The 18,302-nt window shown below is 71.6% G+C and carries 17 protein-coding genes and 1 pseudogene; 12 read left to right on the top strand and 6 right to left on the bottom strand.

The window, feature by feature from the left end; translation table 11 throughout:
- Window positions 1-9 precede the first annotated feature (9 nt).
- The 9 genes and pseudogenes from ACOFKX_RS04520 (at window position 10) to ACOFKX_RS04480 (ending at window position 11,649) form a co-directional block, all read left to right on the top strand.
- Window positions 10-1,551, top strand: a complete 1,542-nt coding sequence (locus ACOFKX_RS04520; RefSeq protein ID WP_419825886.1) for an XrtA system polysaccharide chain length determinant — start codon at window positions 10-12, stop codon at window positions 1,549-1,551.
- Between the two features lie 10 nt (window positions 1,552-1,561).
- Complete coding sequence (locus tag ACOFKX_RS04515; protein WP_419825885.1) at window positions 1,562-2,467, top strand: exopolysaccharide biosynthesis protein; 906 nt, start codon at window positions 1,562-1,564, stop codon at window positions 2,465-2,467.
- Complete coding sequence (locus ACOFKX_RS04510) at window positions 2,464-4,092, top strand: hypothetical protein (protein ID WP_419825884.1); 1,629 nt, start codon at window positions 2,464-2,466, stop codon at window positions 4,090-4,092. Before ACOFKX_RS04515 ends, ACOFKX_RS04510 begins: the two co-directional genes overlap by 4 nt.
- 15 nt (window positions 4,093-4,107) lie before the next feature.
- The gene (locus tag ACOFKX_RS04505; RefSeq protein WP_419825883.1) at window positions 4,108-5,127 is read left to right on the top strand and encodes an XrtA/PEP-CTERM system-associated ATPase; all 1,020 of its coding nucleotides are present in this window, start codon (window positions 4,108-4,110) and stop codon (window positions 5,125-5,127) included.
- A 12-nt stretch (window positions 5,128-5,139) separates the two neighbouring features.
- On the top strand, window positions 5,140-5,997 hold the full coding sequence (locus ACOFKX_RS04500) for an XrtA system polysaccharide deacetylase (RefSeq protein WP_419825882.1): 858 nt from the start codon (window positions 5,140-5,142) through the stop codon (window positions 5,995-5,997).
- Window positions 5,994-7,053 (top strand): annotated as a pseudogene (locus ACOFKX_RS04495) (FemAB family XrtA/PEP-CTERM system-associated protein). The gene ACOFKX_RS04500 and the pseudogene ACOFKX_RS04495 overlap by 4 nt, the downstream one beginning before the upstream one ends.
- 25 nt (window positions 7,054-7,078) lie before the next feature.
- A complete protein-coding gene (locus tag ACOFKX_RS04490; RefSeq protein WP_419825881.1) occupies window positions 7,079-8,251 on the top strand; it encodes a TIGR03087 family PEP-CTERM/XrtA system glycosyltransferase in 1,173 nt (390 codons plus the stop codon).
- Window positions 8,248-9,750: an exosortase A gene (gene xrtA, locus ACOFKX_RS04485; RefSeq protein ID WP_419825880.1), complete on the top strand. Its 1,503-nt coding sequence runs from the start codon at window positions 8,248-8,250 to the stop codon at window positions 9,748-9,750. The genes ACOFKX_RS04490 and xrtA overlap by 4 nt, the downstream gene beginning before the upstream one ends.
- A gap of 3 nt (window positions 9,751-9,753) precedes the next feature.
- On the top strand, window positions 9,754-11,649 hold the full coding sequence (locus ACOFKX_RS04480) for an XrtA/PEP-CTERM system amidotransferase (protein ID WP_419825879.1): 1,896 nt from the start codon (window positions 9,754-9,756) through the stop codon (window positions 11,647-11,649).
- 76 nt (window positions 11,650-11,725) lie between these two features.
- Here the strand turns inward: ACOFKX_RS04480 and truA are convergent, their stop codons facing one another.
- Entirely contained in the window at window positions 11,726-12,496 is a 771-nt protein-coding gene (gene truA / locus ACOFKX_RS04475) for a tRNA pseudouridine(38-40) synthase TruA (protein ID WP_419825878.1), read from the bottom strand.
- On the bottom strand, window positions 12,493-13,404 hold the full coding sequence (fmt, locus tag ACOFKX_RS04470) for a methionyl-tRNA formyltransferase (protein ID WP_419825877.1): 912 nt from the start codon (window positions 13,402-13,404) through the stop codon (window positions 12,493-12,495). Before fmt ends, truA begins: the two co-directional genes overlap by 4 nt.
- A gap of 54 nt (window positions 13,405-13,458) precedes the next feature.
- Between fmt and recR the strand changes: the two genes are divergently transcribed.
- Both recR and def read left to right on the top strand, forming a co-directional pair.
- Window positions 13,459-14,055: a recombination mediator RecR gene (recR, locus tag ACOFKX_RS04465; RefSeq protein WP_419827343.1), complete on the top strand. Its 597-nt coding sequence runs from the start codon at window positions 13,459-13,461 to the stop codon at window positions 14,053-14,055.
- 41 nt (window positions 14,056-14,096) lie between these two features.
- Complete coding sequence (gene def, locus ACOFKX_RS04460) at window positions 14,097-14,618, top strand: peptide deformylase (protein ID WP_419825876.1); 522 nt, start codon at window positions 14,097-14,099, stop codon at window positions 14,616-14,618.
- A gap of 12 nt (window positions 14,619-14,630) precedes the next feature.
- Here def and ACOFKX_RS04455 read toward each other — a convergent pair whose 3' ends face one another.
- Together ACOFKX_RS04455 and ACOFKX_RS04450 are read right to left on the bottom strand one after the other, a co-directional pair.
- Window positions 14,631-15,080, bottom strand: coding sequence for a cytidine deaminase (locus ACOFKX_RS04455; RefSeq protein ID WP_419825875.1), 450 nt, complete (start codon window positions 15,078-15,080; stop codon window positions 14,631-14,633).
- Complete coding sequence (locus ACOFKX_RS04450; RefSeq protein WP_419825874.1) at window positions 15,077-15,559, bottom strand: UPF0262 family protein; 483 nt, start codon at window positions 15,557-15,559, stop codon at window positions 15,077-15,079. The genes ACOFKX_RS04455 and ACOFKX_RS04450 overlap by 4 nt, the downstream gene beginning before the upstream one ends.
- A gap of 99 nt (window positions 15,560-15,658) precedes the next feature.
- Here ACOFKX_RS04450 and ACOFKX_RS04445 point away from each other — a divergent pair, with 99 nt between their 5' ends.
- Window positions 15,659-17,185 carry a replicative DNA helicase gene (locus tag ACOFKX_RS04445; protein WP_419825873.1) on the top strand — a complete coding sequence of 509 codons (1,527 nt, stop codon included), beginning with the start codon at window positions 15,659-15,661 and terminating at the stop codon, window positions 17,183-17,185.
- Between the two features lies 1 nt (window position 17,186).
- Here ACOFKX_RS04445 and msrB read toward each other — a convergent pair whose 3' ends face one another.
- On the bottom strand, window positions 17,187-17,699 hold the full coding sequence (gene msrB / locus ACOFKX_RS04440) for a peptide-methionine (R)-S-oxide reductase MsrB (RefSeq protein WP_419825872.1): 513 nt from the start codon (window positions 17,697-17,699) through the stop codon (window positions 17,187-17,189).
- Window positions 17,700-17,741: 42 nt separating this feature from the next.
- Window positions 17,742-18,254: a gamma carbonic anhydrase family protein gene (locus ACOFKX_RS04435; RefSeq protein WP_419825871.1), complete on the bottom strand. Its 513-nt coding sequence runs from the start codon at window positions 18,252-18,254 to the stop codon at window positions 17,742-17,744.
- Window positions 18,255-18,302: the final 48 nt, after the last annotated feature.

Raw genomic sequence — 18,302 nt, 5'->3', positions numbered from 1 at the left:
GCGGGGCACATGAACGCATTGATCGAGGAAGCCCGGATCGCGCTGCACGTCGTCTGGCGCAGGCGGTGGCTGGCGTTGGGCGTCGCTTGGGCGGTGGCGCTGGTCGGCTGGCTGGCGGTGTCGCTGATCCCGAATTCGTATCGCTCGGCCGCCAAGGTCTATGTCCAGCCGCAGTCGATCCTGCCCACCGCCGTGGGCATCACCGCCAACGACCAGCAGGCCTCCGTCGACGGCGTTCGGCAGACGCTGCTCAGCGCCAACACCCTCAGCGACGTGATCGCCCAGACCGGCCTTGCCAAGCGCGCGCAGACGCCGCGCGAGGTCGCCGGGCTCGTCTCGCGGTTGCAGACCGCGATCGAGATCAAGAGCACGCAGGACAATTTGTTCGAGATCTCCGCCACGCTGTCGGGTGGCGGCTTCAGCGACGCGCAGAATGCACACCTCTCACAGGACGTGGTGCAGAAGCTGGTCGATCGCTTCGTGTCGGGCTCGTCGGCAGGCGATGCCGCCGAGGCCAAGCGCTCGCTCGTGTTCATGGACAAGCAACTCGCCGATCGCGGCGCCCAGCTTCAGGATGCGGACGCCAAGCGCTCGGCCTTCGAGCAGCGCTACCTGGCGGCGTTGCCTGGCACCGGCCCGATCGAGGATCGCATCGCGCTCGCCCGCACGCAGATTGCGGACATCGACTCGCAGCTTGCGGCTGCGTCCAGTTCGGCTGCCGCGATCGGCGGCCAGCTTGCCGCGACGCCGGCGACTATCCCCGGCGCGGCCGTCGCCGGGACGGTGGGCGGCGCGCGCGCGCAGGTGGCGGCGCTGCAGGGCCAGCTTGCCGATGATCGGGCCCGGGGGTGGACCGATCAGCATCCCGACGTGGTGGCGCTCAAGGGCCAGATCGCGCGGCTGTCCGGCTCGGCGGCGGCGGAGCCGGTAGGCGGCGGGCCGGGCGCAAGCCAGCCCAACCCGGCTTACTCCTCGCTTGCCGCGATGGCGGCGGAGAAGCGCGCCAACGCGGCGGCGCTGGCGGCCCGACGCGGCCAGCTCCAGTCGGACATCAACCGCTTCGCCGGCATCCAGCAGACGCAGCCCGAGGTCGCCTCGCAGCAGGCCGAGCTCAGCCGCAATTATGACGTGCTGAAATCCGGCTATGACAAGCTGCTCGCCGATCGCGAGACGATGAAGCTGCGCGCCGACGCGCAGGCGTCGACCGGCAGCGTGGCGGTGCGCGTGATCCAGCCGCCGGCGTTGCCGCGCGTTCCCGCCAAGCCGATGCGGCCGCTGCTGCTCACCGGCGTCCTGCTGCTCGCGCTGGCCGCCGGCGCCGGCACTGCCTGGGCGCGTGCCAAGCTGACCACCAGCTACTCGACGCCAGCCGCGCTGTCCGCCGCGAGCGGCCTACCGGTGCTGGGCGCGATCGGCTTCGTCGCCGGCAACAAGCAGCAGGCGGCCCTGGCCAAGCAGCTCAAATGGTTCGCGGGGACGGGGGGCGCGCTGGTCGGTTCCTGGCTGCTCCTGCTGGCCGTCGAGTTCGTGCAACGCGGCCTGATGGCGTGAGGATCGAGGAATGAGCAAGCACGGCCCCATCGCCGCCGGACCCGACGAGCGCCCGCGCCCCGCGCGTGGCCCCTCGCTGATCGAGCGCGCGGCCAACGTCTATGACTTCCGCGCCTCTCTGCGCGGCACGCCCGACACCTTCGTCGAGCCGCCGCGCGCCGACGCCGCGCCAGTTGCGCCCGCACCGTTCCGTCCGGCGGCCGCCAATCGCATGGGCACCGTCGCGCTTGCGGCGCTGGAGGAAGGTGGCTTCATCCTGCCCGGCCGCAAGCCCACCGCGCTCTCGGAGGAGTTCCGCGTGGTCAAGCGCCAGCTCCTCGCCGACGACGACGGGCTCGCGCGCTCGATCCTGGTGTGCTCGGCGCGGCCGGACGAGGGCAAGACCTTCTGCGCGATCAACCTCGCGATCAGCCTCGCCGCCGAGCGCGACATCGAGGTGCTGCTCGTCGACGCCGATGTCGCCAAGCCCGAGATCGTCGCGACGCTGGGCCTGGAGGACGGGTGCGGGCTGCTCGACGCGATCGCCGATCCGGCGGTGGACGTCGAGGGCTGCGTGATCCGCACCGACGTGCCGCGCCTCTCGGTGCTACCCGCCGGCGGCCGCACGCACGAAGCGACCGAGCTGCTCTCCTCCGCCCGCACCCGCGACGTGCTGGATCGGCTGCGCGGCGGGGATCCGCGCCGCGTCATCGTGTTCGATTCGCCGCCCGCGCTCGCCGCCTCGCAAGCGGGCGTGCTGGCGATGCATTGCGGGCAGGCGCTGTTCGTCGTCCGTGCCGAGCAGACCAGTGAGGCCGATATCCGCGAGGCGTTGGGGCTCGTCTCCGCCTGCCCCAAGCCCAGGCTCCTCCTCAACGGCGTCGAGTTCGGCGCCAGCAGCCGCCGCTTCGGCCGCTACTACGGAGCCGACGCGTGAAGCGCGCCAACATCCTGATGACGGCGCTGCTCGCCGGCACCGCTGCGGTGCCCGCGCACGCGCGAACCGAAGTGCACCCCTATCTGGAGGTGCAGCAGGTCTTCGACGCCGATCTCTCGGGTGGCAACGGCAATGGCGGCAGCAATGCCTATACGGGCGTCGGCGCCGGCATCGACATCCTGTTCGACCAGCCGCGCCTGCACGGCCAGATCGACTATCGTTACGATCACTTCTTCTCGTGGAAGCGGCGCTACGACGATGGCGACATCCACACCGGCCTCGCCAACGTCAACTATGCGCTGACGCCGGAGATCAGCCTGAACGCCGCCGGGGTCGCGACGCGCACGCGCGGCTCGCTCGGCTATGCGACGCCGGGCGCGTTCAACGGCAATTTCAGCAACACGCAGCAGGTCTACGCCGCGCAGGCCGGGCCGAGCTACGCCGGCATCGTCGGGCCGTTGAGCGTCACCGCCGACTATCGCTTCGGCTGGACCAAGGTAGACAACGGCTATGGCGACCTCGATCTCGGGCCGGGCCAGCCGGTGCTCGACCAGGCGTTCACCTCGACCAGCCACGCGATCGACGCGTCGGTCGGGCAGCCCACCGGATCAAGCGGGCTGCCGTTCGGGTGGACCGCGTCGGGCGGCTACGTCCGCGACGACATCCACGTGCTCGGCGCGCGCTACGAAGGCTATTTCGGCCGCATCGACGCGACGGTGCCGCTGTCGCCGACGCTCGCCGCCTTGGGCGGCCTCGGCTGGGAGCGCAACCGCATCAGCCAGGACCAGATCCTGACGGACGCCGCCGGCAACGCCGTGTTGACCGAGAAGCGCCACCTGCGATCCGACCACAGCCAGCCGCGCATCCTCGATTATGATCAGGACGGGCTGATCTGGGACGTCGGCGTGCTGTGGCGGCCGAGCCCGCGCCTGTCGGTGGAGGTCCATGGCGGCCGCCGCTACGGCGAGACGGCGGTGACGGGGCAGGCGAGCTGGCAGCTCGATCGCCAGAACACGTTGTCGGTCGTCGCCTACAACGACGTGCAGAGCTTCGGGCGCCAGCTCGCGGGCAGCGCCGGCGCGCTGCCGACCAGCTTCGCCTCGCCCAATTCCGGTATCCCGATCGCGGTCGGCGGCTGCGTGTTCGGGGCGAATGGCGGGCAGGGCGGCTGCCTGACCGGGCTGTCGTCGGTCAACTCCAACTTCTACCGCTCGCGCGGCGTCGCGGCGGTGTGGTCGGCGGTGCGCGGGCGGTGGACCTACGGGCTCGGCGCCAGCTACGACCATCGCCGCTACCTCGCCGGCAATTATGGCGCCACGAACGTGGTGTCGTTCGATGGCGTCCACGACGACGTGGTGACCGTGAACGGCATCGCCAGCCGCGCGCTGACCGCCAATTCCGCGATCTCGGGCACCGTCTACGTCGCCTGGTACGACACCGATCTGCTGAACAGCCCGAGCTACACTACCTATGGCGGCACGGTCGCGTACAGCCGCCAGTTCGGCCGCAGGCTGACCGGGCAGGCGGCGGTAAGCATCTATTCGGGTTCCTACGGTAACAGCTTCGGCGACGACGATCAGGACGTCTACGGCTCGGCGCTGCTCGCGCTGCGCTACAGCCTCTAAGCGGCGGAGACCCGCATGTACGACGATCATTACGGCTTCACCGACCGGCCGTTCCAGCTCACCCCCGACGCGCGCTTCTGGTACGAGAGCCGCACGCATCGCACCGCCATGGCCTATCTCGGCTACGGCCTGGCGCAGGGCGAGGGGTTCATCGTCATCACCGGCGAGGTCGGCTCGGGCAAGACGACACTCGTCGGGCACCTGATGGCGTCGATTGATCGCCAGCGGCTCCAGGTCGTCAAGCTCGTCTCCACGCAGGTCGAGGGCACCGACCTGCTGCGGCTGGTGGCGCAGGAGTTCGGGCTCGGCAGCGACGGGCTGGAGAAGGCGCAGCTCCTGGAGCGGATCGAGCGTACGCTCCGCCTCCACGCCAACGAGGGGCGGCGCACGCTGCTCGTCGTCGACGAGGCGCAGCATCTGTCCTCCTCGGCGATCGAGGAGCTTCGGATGCTCTCCAACTTCCAGAACGGCGGCCACGCGCTGCTCCAGATCTTCCTGCTCGGCCAGCCCGAGTTCCGCGACCGCGTCGCGAACGGCGAGGGGCTGGAGCAGATCCGCCAGCGCATCATCGCCACCCACCACCTGACCGCGATGGAGGCGGAGGAGGTGAAGCCCTACATCCTCCACCGACTGACGCTCGCCGGCTGGCAGGGCCGCCCCGCCTTCGCGGACGATAGCTGGGAGGTGTTGCACCGCCACTCCGCCGGGATGCCGCGCCGGCTCAACATGCTCGCCGGGCGCGTGCTGCTGCACGGTTCGGTCGAGGGGCTGGAGCGGATCGATGGCGCGACGGTGGATCTCGTCGCCGCCGACATGGCGGGCGAGCGTTTCGCCGAACCCGCCGCCGGGGGCGCCTCGGTCCATGTCGTGCGCGGGGCCGATCCCGAGACCGCCGAACGCCTGTCCGCGATCGAGGAGCGGCTGGACGAGCAGGAGGCGGCGGTGCGCCGCGTGCTCACGCTGCTGATCGACTGGATCGAAGGCGACGCCGAGGAGACGCCCGCAAAGGCGCCATCGCGCTCCGCCACGCGCTGAGGCGCGGCGTTCGTGCACAACGCGCTCTCCGTCGATGTCGAGGACTGGTTCCAGGTTGGCGCGTTCGAGCGCGTGATCGACAAGGCCGACTGGCCGCGCCTGCAATCGCGCGTGGAGCGCAACACCGATGCGGTGCTCGACCTGTTCGCGCGGGCGAACGTGAAGGCGACCTTCTTCACGCTGGGCTGGGTGGCGGAGCGTGCCCCCGCGCAGATGCGCCGCATCGTCGCCGAGGGCCACGAGATCGCCAGCCACGGCTGGGATCACGACCGCGTCTTCACCATGACACCCGATCGCTTCCGCGCCGATCTCGCCCAGGCGAAGGCCGCGATCGAGCAGGCGGCGGGTGCCGCCGTCACCGGCTATCGCGCGCCGAGCTTCTCGATCGACGCGCGCACGCCCTGGGCGCATCGGGTGCTAGCGGAAGAGGGTTATGCCTACTCCTCCTCGGTGGCGCCGGTGCGGCACGATCATTATGGCTGGCCCGAGAGCCCGCGCTTCGCCTGGGCGCCCGTGAAGGGATCGGCGATGATCGAGCTGCCCGTGACGACGGTGCGCGCCGCCGGCCGCACGATGGCGGCGGGCGGCGGCGGCTTCTTCCGGCTGCTGCCCTATCGCTTCAGCGCCTGGGCGATCGGCCGCGTCAACCGCGCCGAGGAGCGGCCGGCGATCTTCTACTTCCATCCCTGGGAGATCGATCCCGCCCAGCCGCGCGTCGCGGGCGCCCCGCTGAAGTCGCGGCTGCGCCATTACAGCCGCCTCTCCGCGATGGCGGGCAAGCTCGAACGGCTGCTCGGCGACTTCGCGTGGGATCGCGTCGATCGCGTCGCCGCCGAGCAGGCCCAAGCGCGATTGGAGCCGGCGGCATGAGGATGGACAGCATGACACCGCCTGCGATCGGCGTCGCGCGGCCGGACGAGGTGGACGCGATCGCAGCCTATGTCCGCGCGCACCGCCAAGGCACCCCCTTCCACCTGCCCGCTTGGGGCGAGGCAGTGGCGGTGGGTACTGGGCAGCGCGGCCATCTGCTGGTCGCGCGCGCGGGCGACGCGATCGTCGGCATGCTGCCGCTGACCGAGATGCGTCATTGGCTGTTCGGGCGCGCGATGGTGTCGTCGGGTTTCGCGGTCGATGGCGGCGCGCTCGCCGACGACCCCGGCACGGCGGACGCGCTGGTGGAGGAAGCGTGGCGGCTCGCCGAGGCGCGGCGCTGCCCCAGCGTCGAGCTGCGCGGCGGCGCGCTGCCCGACGATCCCGCCTGGCATCGCGTCAAGGATAAGCATGCCGGCTTCGTCCGCCCGCTCGCCGCCGATGACGAGGCCGAGCTGAAGGCGATCCCGCGGAAGCAACGCGCCGAGGTGCGCAAGGCGCTCGGCTCCAGCATGACCGTCTCGATCGGCAGCGATGACGAAGCGCGCGACCATTACGCCGTCTACGCGGCAAGCGTCCGCAATCTCGGCACCCCTGTCTTCCCGCGCCGGCTCTTCGACGAGGTCTGCCGTCGCTTCGGCGAAGATTGCGACATCCTGACCGTGCGCCACGAAGGCCGCGCGGTTGCCAGTGTGCTCAGCCTGTACCACAACGGCACGGTGATGCCCTATTGGGGCGGCGGCCTGGCGGAGGCGCGGACGTTGCGCGCGAACGAGCTCATGTATTTTGCGCTGATGCGCCACGCGCGCGAGCGGGGCTGCACCGCATTCGATTTCGGTCGCTCCAAGGCTCGGTTCGGGCGCGTTCGCCTACAAGAAGAATTGGGGCTTCGCGCCCGAGCCGCTCGCCTACGCGGTGCGCGCGGCCGATGGCGCGGGGCCGCGCGAGATTGATCCGATGAGCCCGCGCTACCAGGCGCGGATCGAGGCGTGGAAGAAGCTGCCGCTGTGGCTCGCCAACCGGCTGGGGCCGCCGCTCGCGCGCGGTCTGGGTTGATGCCGCCGCGGCCGGGGGCGGATTGATGGCCGACATCCTGTTCCTCGCGCATCGCGTGCCCTATCCCCCGGATCGCGGCGACAAGATCCGGTCCTTCCACATCCTCAAGCACTTGGCGCAGCGCCACCGCGTCCACCTCGGCACCTTCGCCGACGACGAGACCGATAAGGCGCACGCCGCCGCGCTGGCGCCGTTTGTCCATCGCTGCCACGTGGAGGTCCACGCGCGGGGGCGCGCCGCCTCGCTGGCGCGCGGGCTGCTGACGCGCGCGCCGGCCTCGGTGGCGGCGCTCGCCAGCCGCACGATGGGCGACTTCGTCGACGAGGTGCTGACGACCGAGCGGATCGACCGGGTTTACGTCTTCTCGGGCCAGATGGCGCAGTACGCGCCCGACGACCGGCCGTTCGTGATGGACTTCGTCGATATTGATTCGGAGAAGTTCGCCGATTATGCGCGCGCCAGCCGCGCGCCCGTTTCCTGGCTGTGGGCAGGCGAGGCGCGGCGGCTCGCCGCCTACGAGCGCGAGGTGGCGGGGCGCGCGGTGGTGTCGCTGTTCGTCACCGAGGCCGAGGCGAGCTTGTTCCGGCAGCGCACCGGCCTGCCGGACGAGTGCGTTCAGGTGCTGGAGAACGGCATCGACGCGGAGCGCTTCCGGCCGGAGTCGGGGGAGGCCGGGCGCGAGCCGCTGATCGTCTTCACGGGCCAGATGGATTACCCGCCCAACGTCGAGGCGGCGGCGGGCTTCGCGACCCACGCGCTGCCGCTGGTGCGCAGCCAAGTGCCCGATGCGCGCTTCGCGATCGTCGGCCGCAATCCCGATCCCGCGCTGCGCGACATCGGCGACGGCGTGGAGGTGATCGGGGAAGTTCCCGACACGCGGCCCTGGCTCCAGCGTGCAGCGGTCGTGGTGGCGCCGCTCCGGATCGCGCGCGGTATCCAGAACAAGGTGCTGGAGGCGATGGCGATGGCGCGGCCGGTGGTGGCCAGTCCGGCGGCTTTCGAGGGCGTCGATGCGGTGCCGGGCGAGCATATGCTCGTCGCCGACGGCTGGGCGGCGGAGGCGGAGGCGGTGACGGCGCTCCTTGCCGATCGCGCGCGGGGCGATGCGATCGGGGTGGCGGCACGCGCGCGTATCCTCGCGCGCTACGCCTGGGACGCGCGGCTCGCCCCGCTCGATCGGATGCTCGCGCACATATGAACGCGGACGCGATCACGGCGACGTCGGCCTACAGGCTAGGCGCGTGGGGCCGCCACGGCCTTGCACTCGGCGCCGTCGCGGGCGCGATCCTGGCGCTGTTCGCGCGCGACGCAGGCGATGTCGCCGCGATCTGGTGGGGATCGTCGAGCTACGAGCATTGCCTGCTGATCGTGCCGGTGATCGGCTGGCTCGCGTGGCTCAGGCGCGGCTCGCTGGCGGCGGTGCGCCCGGCGGGCTGGCTGCTGCCGCTCGGCTGGGTCGGGGCGGGGGCGGCGGGGTGGCTGGTTGGCGAGGCGGCCGGCGTCGGCATCGCGCGCCACCTCGGGCTGCTGATGATGTTGCACGGCGCGGTGGCGGCGCTGCTCGGGCCGTCGGCGATGCGCATCCTGCTCTTCCCGCTCGGCTACGCGCTGTTCCTCGTGCCCGCCGGTGACGCGCTAGTGCCGCCCTTGCAGACGCTGACCGCGCGGATGTGCATGGCGTGGCTCCACCTCGTGCGCGTGCCCGCGACGCTGGACGGGGTGTTCATCACGACACCCGGCGGGTGGTTCAAGGTGGCGGAGGCGTGCTCGGGCGCCAAGTTCCTGATCGCGATGACGGCGCTGGGGGTGCTCGTCGCGCATCTCGGCTTCGCGACGTGGCGCAGGCGGCTGCCTTTTGTGGCGCTGTGCCTCGTCGTGCCGGTGCTCGCCAACGGCCTGCGCGCGTTCGCCACGATTTGGGTGGCGCAGCGCCGCGGCGCGCAGGCGGCGGACGGCTTCGACCACGTCGTCTATGGCTGGTTCTTCTTCGCCGCGGTGATCGCCTTGGTGCTCGCCTGCGGGTGGCGCTTCTTCGATCGCGCGCCCGACAAGGTGCCCGCGCCGCGCGAGATCGGCGGACGCGCGCTGCCGCTCGGCGTCGCCGCCGCGGCCACGCTGGCGATCGCCGGCGCGGCGCCGCTGTGGGCGCGTGCCGCGGATGCGCGGGAGGCGGCGATCGCGGCGAACGCGCGGCTGCCGGACGTCGCCGGCTGGCGCCCCGCGCCGCCCGCCGTGCCGTGGCGCCCGCGCTTCGACGGTGCCGACCGGCTGCTCGTCCGCCGCTATCGCGACGACGCCGGCCGCGTCGTCGATCTCGCCGTCGCGCTCTACGCGCGGCAGGGAGAGGGGCGCGTGCTCGTCGGCTACGGCCACGGCGCCGCCGATCCCGACGGCGCCTGGGCGTGGACGGCGGACGCGGCCGCGCCCTCCGGGTGGCGTGGCGAGCGGATCGAGGGGCCGGGGGGCGTGGCGCGCGAGGCGGCGACCGCCTTCGTCGTCGGCGGCGCCTCGACGCCGAGCCCGGCGCGCGTGAAGCTGCGTACGCTGGCAGTGCGGCTCGGCGGCGGCGGGCCGCTCGCGGGTGCGGTGATCGTCTCGGCGGAGGATCGCGCCGGCGGCGCCCCGGCGGTGGCGGCGTTCGTCGCCGCGCTCGGCGCGCCGGTGCCGCTCGTCGATCGCGTCGCTTCGGGGCGCTGAGCCATGTGCGGGATCGCCGGCATCTTCCACCTCGACGTGCCCAAGCCCGTCGACCCGGCTCGCGTGGCGATGATGACGGATGCGATCGCCCACAGGGGTCCGGACGGCGAGGGGGTGTGGACCGCGCCCGGCGTCGGCCTCGGGCACCGCCGGCTGTCGATCATCGACGTGGAAGGCAGCCCGCAGCCGATGGCGTCGGCCGACGGCCGCCTCGTCACCGTCTTCAACGGCGAGATCTACAACTACAAGGCGTTGCGCGCCGAGATGGAGGCGCGCGGCTGCGTCTTCCGGACGGACGGCGACACCGAGTGCATCCTCCACGGCTGGCGGCTGTGGGGGCCGGATTGCGTGCGCCGCTTCACCGGCATGTTCGCCTTCGCGCTCTACGACCAAGCCGAGCAGACGCTGTTCCTCGCGCGCGACCGGCTGGGCGTGAAGCCGCTCTACTTCGCGGAACTCGGCGACGGCACGCTGCTGTTCGGATCGGAACTCAAGGCGCTGACCGCCCACCCGCGCCTGCGCCGCGAGCCCGACGTCCAGGCAATCGAGGACTATCTCGCCTTCGGTTACGTGCCCGACGACGCCTGCATCGTCGCGGGCGTCCGCAAGCTGCCCGCCGCGCACCACATGACGCTCAGGCGCGGCCGCCCGCTGCCAAGCCCGGTGCGCTATTGGGACGTCGTCTTCTCCGCCGACGCAAAAGGTTCGGCGGCCGATCTCGGCGACGAACTCGTCCAGCGGATGCGGGCCGCCGTGCGCTCGCGCATGGTGGCGGACGTGCCGCTGGGCGCGTTCCTCTCGGGCGGTGTCGACAGCTCGTCGGTGGTGGCGCTGATGGCGGAGGCGAGCCGGCAGGCGGTGGAGACCTGCTCGATCGGCTTCGACGTCGCCGGCCTCGACGAGACGGGTCACGCGCGTGCCATCGCGCAGCGTTTTGCGACCGCGCATCGCGAGCGTACCGTCTCGCCCGACGATTACGGCCTGATCGAGACGCTGGCGGCGGCGTTCGACGAACCCTTCGCCGACGCCTCCGCGCTGCCCACCTACCGCGTGTGTCAACTCGCGCGCGAGCGGGTGACGGTGGCGCTGTCGGGGGACGGGGCGGACGAGGCGCTCGGCGGATACCGCCGACACCGCTTCTTCGAAGCCGAGAACCGCGTCCGGTCGCTGCTGCCGGCCTCTGCGCGCACGCGCGTGCTGGCGCCCGTAGCCGCCGCCTGGCCCAAGGCGGATTGGGCGCCGCGCCGCCTCCGCGCCAAGTCGACGCTGGAGGGCATCGCGCGCACGCCCGAGGAGGCCTATGCCCGCGCCGTCGGCATCACCACGCCCGAGGGCCGCGCCGCGCTCTACACGCCCGACGCGACGCGCTCGCTCGCCGGCTATCGCGCCGAGGAACGATGGGAGCGCGCGATGGCCAAGGCGCCCGCCGCCGACGCGCTCGGCCGCGCGCAATATGTCGATCTCACGCGCTGGCTGCCCGGCGACATCCTGACCAAAGTCGATCGCACCAGCATGGGCGTCGGGCTGGAGGCGCGCGAGCCGCTGCTCGACCACGAGCTGGTCCAGTTCGAGGCGACGCTGCCTTTGTCGATGCGATTGCGGCGCGGCGAGGGCAAGTGGCTGATGAAGCGCGCGATGCGCCGCTACCTGCCCGACGACATCCTTTACCGCCCCAAGATGGGCTTCGTGACTCCAGTCGCCGAGTGGTTTCGCGGGCCGCTGGCGCAAGAGGCGGAGCGTGTCGTGCGCGGCTCCGCGCTCGCCGAGACCGGCTGGTTCGATGCCGCGACGCTGGTCCGTGTCGCCGCCGAGCACCGCGCCGGCCGCGCCGATCACGGCCGCCTGCTGTGGCAGCTCACCATGCTCGACCGATCGCTGAAGCGATTGTTCGGCTACTGATCGGGAGGAGCCGGCCGGCGGCTTGCGCCGACACGGGCCGGGCCACGTAGCCGCCTCGGCATGAGCACCTCCTCCGCTATGGCTGGATGGAGCCGGCGACCTGAACGCCATCGTACACCGCCTCTTCGAACCATAGCCCGTCCGGCGGCGCGTTGAGGCCGAGCGCCGCGCGATCGCGCGCGGCCAGCGCTGCGGCAAGGTCGGCGCTGGCCCAGCGGCCTTGGCCCACCAGCACCAGGCAGCCGACCATCGAGCGGACCTGATGATGGAGGAAGGAGCGTGCCGCCGCGGTCACCTCGATGCGGTCGCCGAGCCGCGCGACATCCAGCCGGTCCAGCGTCTTCAGGGGGCTCGCCGCTTGGCAATGGACCGAGCGGAAGGTGGTGAAGTCGTGCGCGCCGACCAGCGCCTGCGCCGCCTCGTGCATCGCCTGCGCGTCGAGCGGGGGCGCCACTCGCCACGCGAGCCCCGCCTCCCAGGTCAGCGGCGCCCGCCGGCACGCGATGCGATAGCGATAGCGGCGGCCGGTGCAGGAGAAGCGCGCGTGCCAATCGGCGGGCGCCTCCTCGCACGCCAGCACCGCCACCGGTGCGGGCCGCAGCCGCGCGTTCAGCGCCTCCATCAGGCGGAACGGCGCGATCGGCTTCGCCACGTCGACATGCGCGGCCATCGCGACAGCGTGGACGCCGGCGTCGGTGCGGCCCGCGGCGTGAACCGTCGCCCGTTCCTGCGTGACGAGGCGCACCGCCTCCTCCAGCGCGCCCTGCACGCTGACCCCGTGCGCCTGCCGCTGCCAACCCATGAAGGGACGGCCGTCATACTCGATGGTCAGGCGGAAGCGCGTCACGGATGGAGGCGGGTGCCCCTCGGGATAGGGAAGCCGCGCAGCAGATCGGGCGTCGCCATCACCGCGCGACCGGCGCGTCTCACCATCAGCGGTCGGATCGCGCAGCGGCCGCAGGCGATGGTGAGCGCCTCGTCGAGCACGAGGCCGGGTTCGCCCTCCGCATCCTCGCGCACAGCCGCCGCGAGCAGCTGGATTCGCTCTCCGTCATGCTCGAAGAAGGCGCCCGGCGACGGTGCGAAGGCGCGGATGCGGCGTTCCACTTCCTCGGCCGAGGCGCCGAAATCGAGCCGCGCCTCCGCCTTGGCGATCTTGTCGGCGTAGGTGACGCCGCCTTCCGGCTGCGGCAGCGCCGGGAACCCATCAAGCCGGCCGAGCACCTCCACCATTAGCGCCGCGCCGAGCTGTGCGAGCTCGGCGGTGAGCGCGCCCGCCGTCTTGCCGTTGACGCGCGCCTCGGCCCTGGCGAGCATCGGCCCGGTGTCGAGCCCCCGCTCCATCGCCATGATCGTCACGCCGGTCATGACGTCGCCGGCGAGGATCGCGCGCTGCACCGGCGCCGCCCCACGCCAGCGCGGCAGCAGCGACGCGTGGACGTTGAAGCAGCCGAGGCGCGGCGCCGCCAGCACCGGCACTGGGAGGATCAGCCCGTAGGCGGCGACCACCGCCGCGTCGAGCCCGAGCGCCGCGAACGCCGCGCGGTCGCCCTCGTCGCGCAGCGTCGCGGGGTGGCGGACGGGTAGGCCGAGATCGAGCGCGCGGAGCTGGACCGCGCCCGGCCGCGCCGCCTTGCCCCGCCCGGCGGGGCGGGGCGGCTGCGTATAGACGCAGGCGATGTCGTGGCCGGCGGCATGGAGCGCGTCGAGCGTCGGCACCGCGAAATCGGGCGTGCCCATGAAGGCTACCCTCACGCGCGCGCCTCCCGCCTTGGCAATGGGCCTGTCGGGGCCATATCGTTGATGGCCATGGCATCCCCCGAGATCGACGCGCTCGCCGACGCGCTGGCTAGGCTCCCCGGCCTGGGCCCGCGATCGGCGCGGCGTGCGGTGCTGCACCTCATCAAGCGCCGCGAGACGACGCTCGTCCCCCTGCTCCGCGCGCTGGAGGCGGTGAGCGAGAAGCTCAGCCTGTGCCACATCTGCGGCAATGTCGACACCGTCGATCCGTGCGGCGTGTGCGCCGATCCGCGCCGCGACGCGAAGTCGCTGTGCGTGGTGGAGGAGGTGGCCGATCTCTGGGCGCTCGATCGCACGCGGCTGTTCCCCGGGCGCTTCCACGTGCTGGGCGGCCGGCTGTCCGCGCTCGACGGGGTGCGGCCCGAGGATCTGACGATCGATCGGCTGGTCGCGCGTGTCGGCGACGGCGGCATCGACGAGATCGTGCTCGCCACCAACGCCACGCTGGAGGGGCAGACCACCGCCCATTATATCGCCGAGCGGCTGGAGGCGATGCCGGTGCGCGTCACCCGCCTCGCGCACGGCCTGCCGGTCGGCGGCGAGCTCGACTATCTCGACGAGGGCACGCTCGCCCAGGCGCTGCGCGCGCGGCGGCCGATCGAGTGAGTCGCCTTGACGGGGCAGGGCGCCGACCATAGCTCCCGGACATGGCCGTCCTGCCGATCATCGAGATCCCCGATCCGCGCCTTCGCAAGGTGTCCGAACCCGTCGGCGCGTTCGACACCGAACTGAAGCGGCTGATCGCCGACATGTTCGAGACCATGTACGACGCGCCTGGCATCGGCCTCGCCGCGATCCAGGTCGGCGTGCCCAAGCGCCTGCTGGTGATCGACCTTCAGGAGGAGGGCGAGGGCGTGCGCAACCCGCGCGTCTACGTGAACCCGCTGTTCTCCGAACCCTCGGACGAGATGTCGGTCTACAACGAGGGCTGCCTGTCGATCCCCGAGCAATATGCCGAGGTGAGCCGCCCCGCCTCGATCCGCTTGCGGTGGCAGGACGCGGACGGCGCCGAGCATGACGAGCGGGTCGACGGCCTGCTCGCCACCTGCCTCCAGCACGAGAACGACCATCTGGAGGGTATCGTCTTCACCGATCACCTCTCCCGCATGAAGCGGGACATGGTGCTGAAGAAGCTGGAGAAACAGCGCAAGCTCAACAAGGCGGCGTAACGCCGGGCCTCGTCAACCGAGTGCCGCCGCGCCGAAGGCGTGCGGGAGCAGCGACGACGAGGAGAAGCGCGCGATCGTGCCGCCGTCCGGCGTCGCGCAGATTACCGCGACCTCGCTGCCGCCGACGCTCGCGGCTTCCGCGATCACCTGTCGGCAGCGGCCGCACGGCGTCAGCGGCTCCTCGCCCGTGCCGCCCGCCACCGCGATCGCGACGATGTCGGCCATGCGGCCGGCGGCGGCGGCCACGGCGATCGCCACCGTCTCGGCGCAGAGCGAGAGCCCGTAGCTGGCATTCTCGACATTGACGCCGCGCATGATCCTGCCGTCTCGCAGCAGCACCGCGGCGCCGACCGGGAAGCGTGAGTAGGGGGCGTAGGCATCGGCGGCGGCGGCGCGTGCCGCTGCGATCAGCGCCGCTTCGTCCGCGACGGGGACGCCGCCTCGCTCGTGCGATCCGCTCATGGCCGGTTGTGGAGAGAGCAGATCAGCGTGAACAGGCGGCGCGCGGTGTCGAAATCGATGTCGGCCTTGCCGTCCAGCCGATCGACCAACATCTGCGCGGCATCGTTGTGGAGGCCGCGCCTGGCCATGTCGATCGTCTCGATCTGCTGCGGCGTCTGCTGGCGCACCGCCTGGTAGTAGCTGTCGCAGATCGCGAAATACTCGCGGATAGCGCGGCGGAAGCGCATCATGCCGAGCACCAGCGTCTCGATGGCGGCACCGTCCTCGCGCGCGATCTCGATGCCCAGCCGCCCCTCCTCGACGCGCAGCGCCACGCGATAGGGGCCGTCGTAGCCGTCCTGCGCCGGGCGGCAGGGATGAAAGCTGTTCTCCTCCAGCAGGTCCTGCAGCGCGACGCGGCGTTCCTGCTCGACGTCGGCGTTGCGCGCCACGATCGTCCGCTCGTCGAGCGTGATGCCGATGATGCGATGGTCCCCCACGCGTGCGGCTTACCGGCTGGCGACAGGGTTGGCGAGTGGTGCCCGTTATCCACAGCCCCGCCGGTTGAGTGCGGCCGCGCGCCGCGCGACAAGGCGGGCATGGCCGAACCCATCCGACTCGTCCCGCCGCCGCCGACCGGCGAGGAGCCGCCCGCGCTGCCGCACAATATCGAGGCGGAGGCGGCGCTGCTCGGCGCGCTGATGATCGACAACCGGCTCGCCGAGGACGTGCAGCTGCGCCTGCGCCCCGAGCATTTCTTCGAGCCGCTGCACGGCCGCATCTACGAGCAGATCCTGCGCGTGGTGGATCGCAACATGATCGCCAACCCGGTGACGCTGCGCCCGCTGTTCGACGCCGACGAGGCGATGAAGGAGCTGGGCGGGCCGGCCTATCTCGCGCAGCTCACCGGATCGGGCGCGGCGCTGATCGGCGCGCGCGACTTCGCGACGCAGATCTACGATCTCGCGCTGCTCCGCGCGCTGGTCGGCGTCGGGCGCGAGATGGTCGAGGGCGCGATGGACACTTCACAGGAGGTAGATCCCAAGGCGCAGATCGAGCAGGCGGAGGTGGCGCTTTATCGCGTAGCGGAGGAGGGGGGCGAGCAGGGCTCGGTCAAGAGCTTCACCCAGGCCGCGACGCTGGCGGTGAAGGCGGTGGAGCGCGCGCTCAACAGCGGCGGCCACGTCTCGGGCATCACCACCGGCTTCGACACGCTCAACGCCAAGATGGGCGGGCTCCACCGCTCGGACCTCGTTATCCTCGCGGGGCGGCCGGGCATGGGCAAGACCTCGCTCGCCACCAACCTCGCCTTCAACGCGGCGATGCGGAAGGTGCGCGACAAGGAGGACGGCATCCCCGACGACAAGTCGATCGGGGCGGCCTGCGCCTTCTTCTCGCTGGAGATGTCGGCGGACCAGCTCGCCACCCGCATCCTCGCCGAGCAATCGGAAATCTCGGGCGAGAAGCTGCGCAAGGGCGAGATCAGCCAGCATGATTTCCGCAGCCTCGCGCGGGCGGCGGCCGATCTGGAGACGCTGCCGCTCTACATCGACGACACGCCGGGATTGACGATCGCGGCGCTACGCACCCGCGCGCGGCGGCTGAAGCGGCAGCGCGGCATCGACCTCGTGATCGTCGATTATCTCCAGCTTCTCTCCGGCTCCGGACGGGCGGGGGAGAATAATCGCGTGCAGGAAATTTCCGAGATCAGCCGGGGCCTGAAGCAGCTCGCCAAGGAACTCTCCGTGCCGGTGGTCGCGCTCTCCCAGCTCTCGCGTCAGGTCGAGAGCCGCGAGAACAAGCGCCCGATCCTGTCGGACCTGCGCGAGTCGGGCTCGATCGAGCAGGACGCGGACATCGTGCTGTTCGTCTATCGTGAGGAATATTACGTCAATTTCCAGAAGCCCACCGAGCCCGGCGCGTCCGCCGGCGCGATGGACCCGGAGGTGATCGCCTTCGAGGAGTGGATGCGCCAGATGGAGAAGGTGCACGGCATCGCCGAAGTGGTGGTCGCCAAGCAGCGCCACGGATCGACCGGCACCATCCCGCTCAAATTCGACGCGCGGATCACCAAGTTCAGCGATCTCGCCGAGGGCAGCGGCTACCGCGTGGAGGACCGCGAGTAGCTCAGGCCGGCGTGAAACGCATCGCGACGCCGTTCATGCAATAGCGCAGCCCCGTCGGCTTCGGGCCATCGTCGAAGACGTGGCCGAGATGCCCCGCGCAGCGCGCGCAGTGGACCTCGGTGCGCTCCTCGCCCAGCGTCGCGTCCTTGCGCTCGCCGATCGCGTTCGGGAGATGATCGTAGAAGCTCGGCCAGCCGGTGCCGCTGTCGAATTTGGTCCGTGATGCGTAGAGCGGCAGCCCGCAACCGGCGCAGGCGAAGGTGCCGCCGCGATGCTCGTCGTTGAGCGGGCTGGAGAAGGGCCGCTCCGTGTCGGCCTGGCGGAGCACGCGATAGGCGTCCGGCCGGAGCCGCTTGCGCCACTCGGCGTCGCTCAGCTTCAGCGAGGCGGGCGTCGCGGCCACGGCGGCGGCGCCATCGCCACCGAGCGCGAGCTTGACGGTGACGGCGAGCGCCGCGGCGCCGAGGCCGAGCGCGACGGCCTCGCGGCGGGTGAGGAGATGGTGGAGCGACATGGGCGACAAGATGGGCGTGCGGCGCGTCGGCCGCAAGCGGAGTCAGCCGGCGCGGTACATCGTCGCCAGCGCCACGTAATTGTCCGCCGAGGCGGCGATGTTGGCGGTCTCCGCCGCCGTCATGGCGCGCATCCGCCGGGCCGGCGATCCGCCCCACAGCTCGCCCGCCGGGACGACCTTGCCCGGCGTCACCAGCGCGCCCGCCGCGACCATCGCGCCCGAGCGCACCTCCACGCCGTCGAGCAGCGTCGCGCCCATGCCGATAAAGGCACCGTCCTCAATCGTGCAGCCGTGCAAGATCGCGCCGTGTCCCACCGTGATGCCCGCTCCGATCCTCACCGGGCCCCCGCCGGTGGAGCCGTGGACGATCGTGCCGTCCTGAAGGTTGGTGCGCTCACCGACGTGGATCGGCTGGACGTCGCCACGCAGCACGCAGCCGAACCAGATGCTCGCGTGAGCGGCGACCATGACCCGGCCGATCAGACGCGCGCTATCCGCCGCCCAGGCTCCGGGATCGACGCTGGGCCCGTGGCCGTTGAACGGCATGAGGGTCATGGACCGGTCTCCCTGCAAGTTCATCGGCGGCGAAGCGGCGGCTGAAGG

Origin of the sequence: Sphingomonas sp. (genome assembly GCF_965200105.1) — a bacterium.
GTDB lineage: Bacteria > Pseudomonadota > Alphaproteobacteria > Sphingomonadales > Sphingomonadaceae > Solisphingomonas.
Note: the sequence above shows the minus strand (reverse complement) of the source record. Positions and strands in the feature narration are given on the sequence as shown.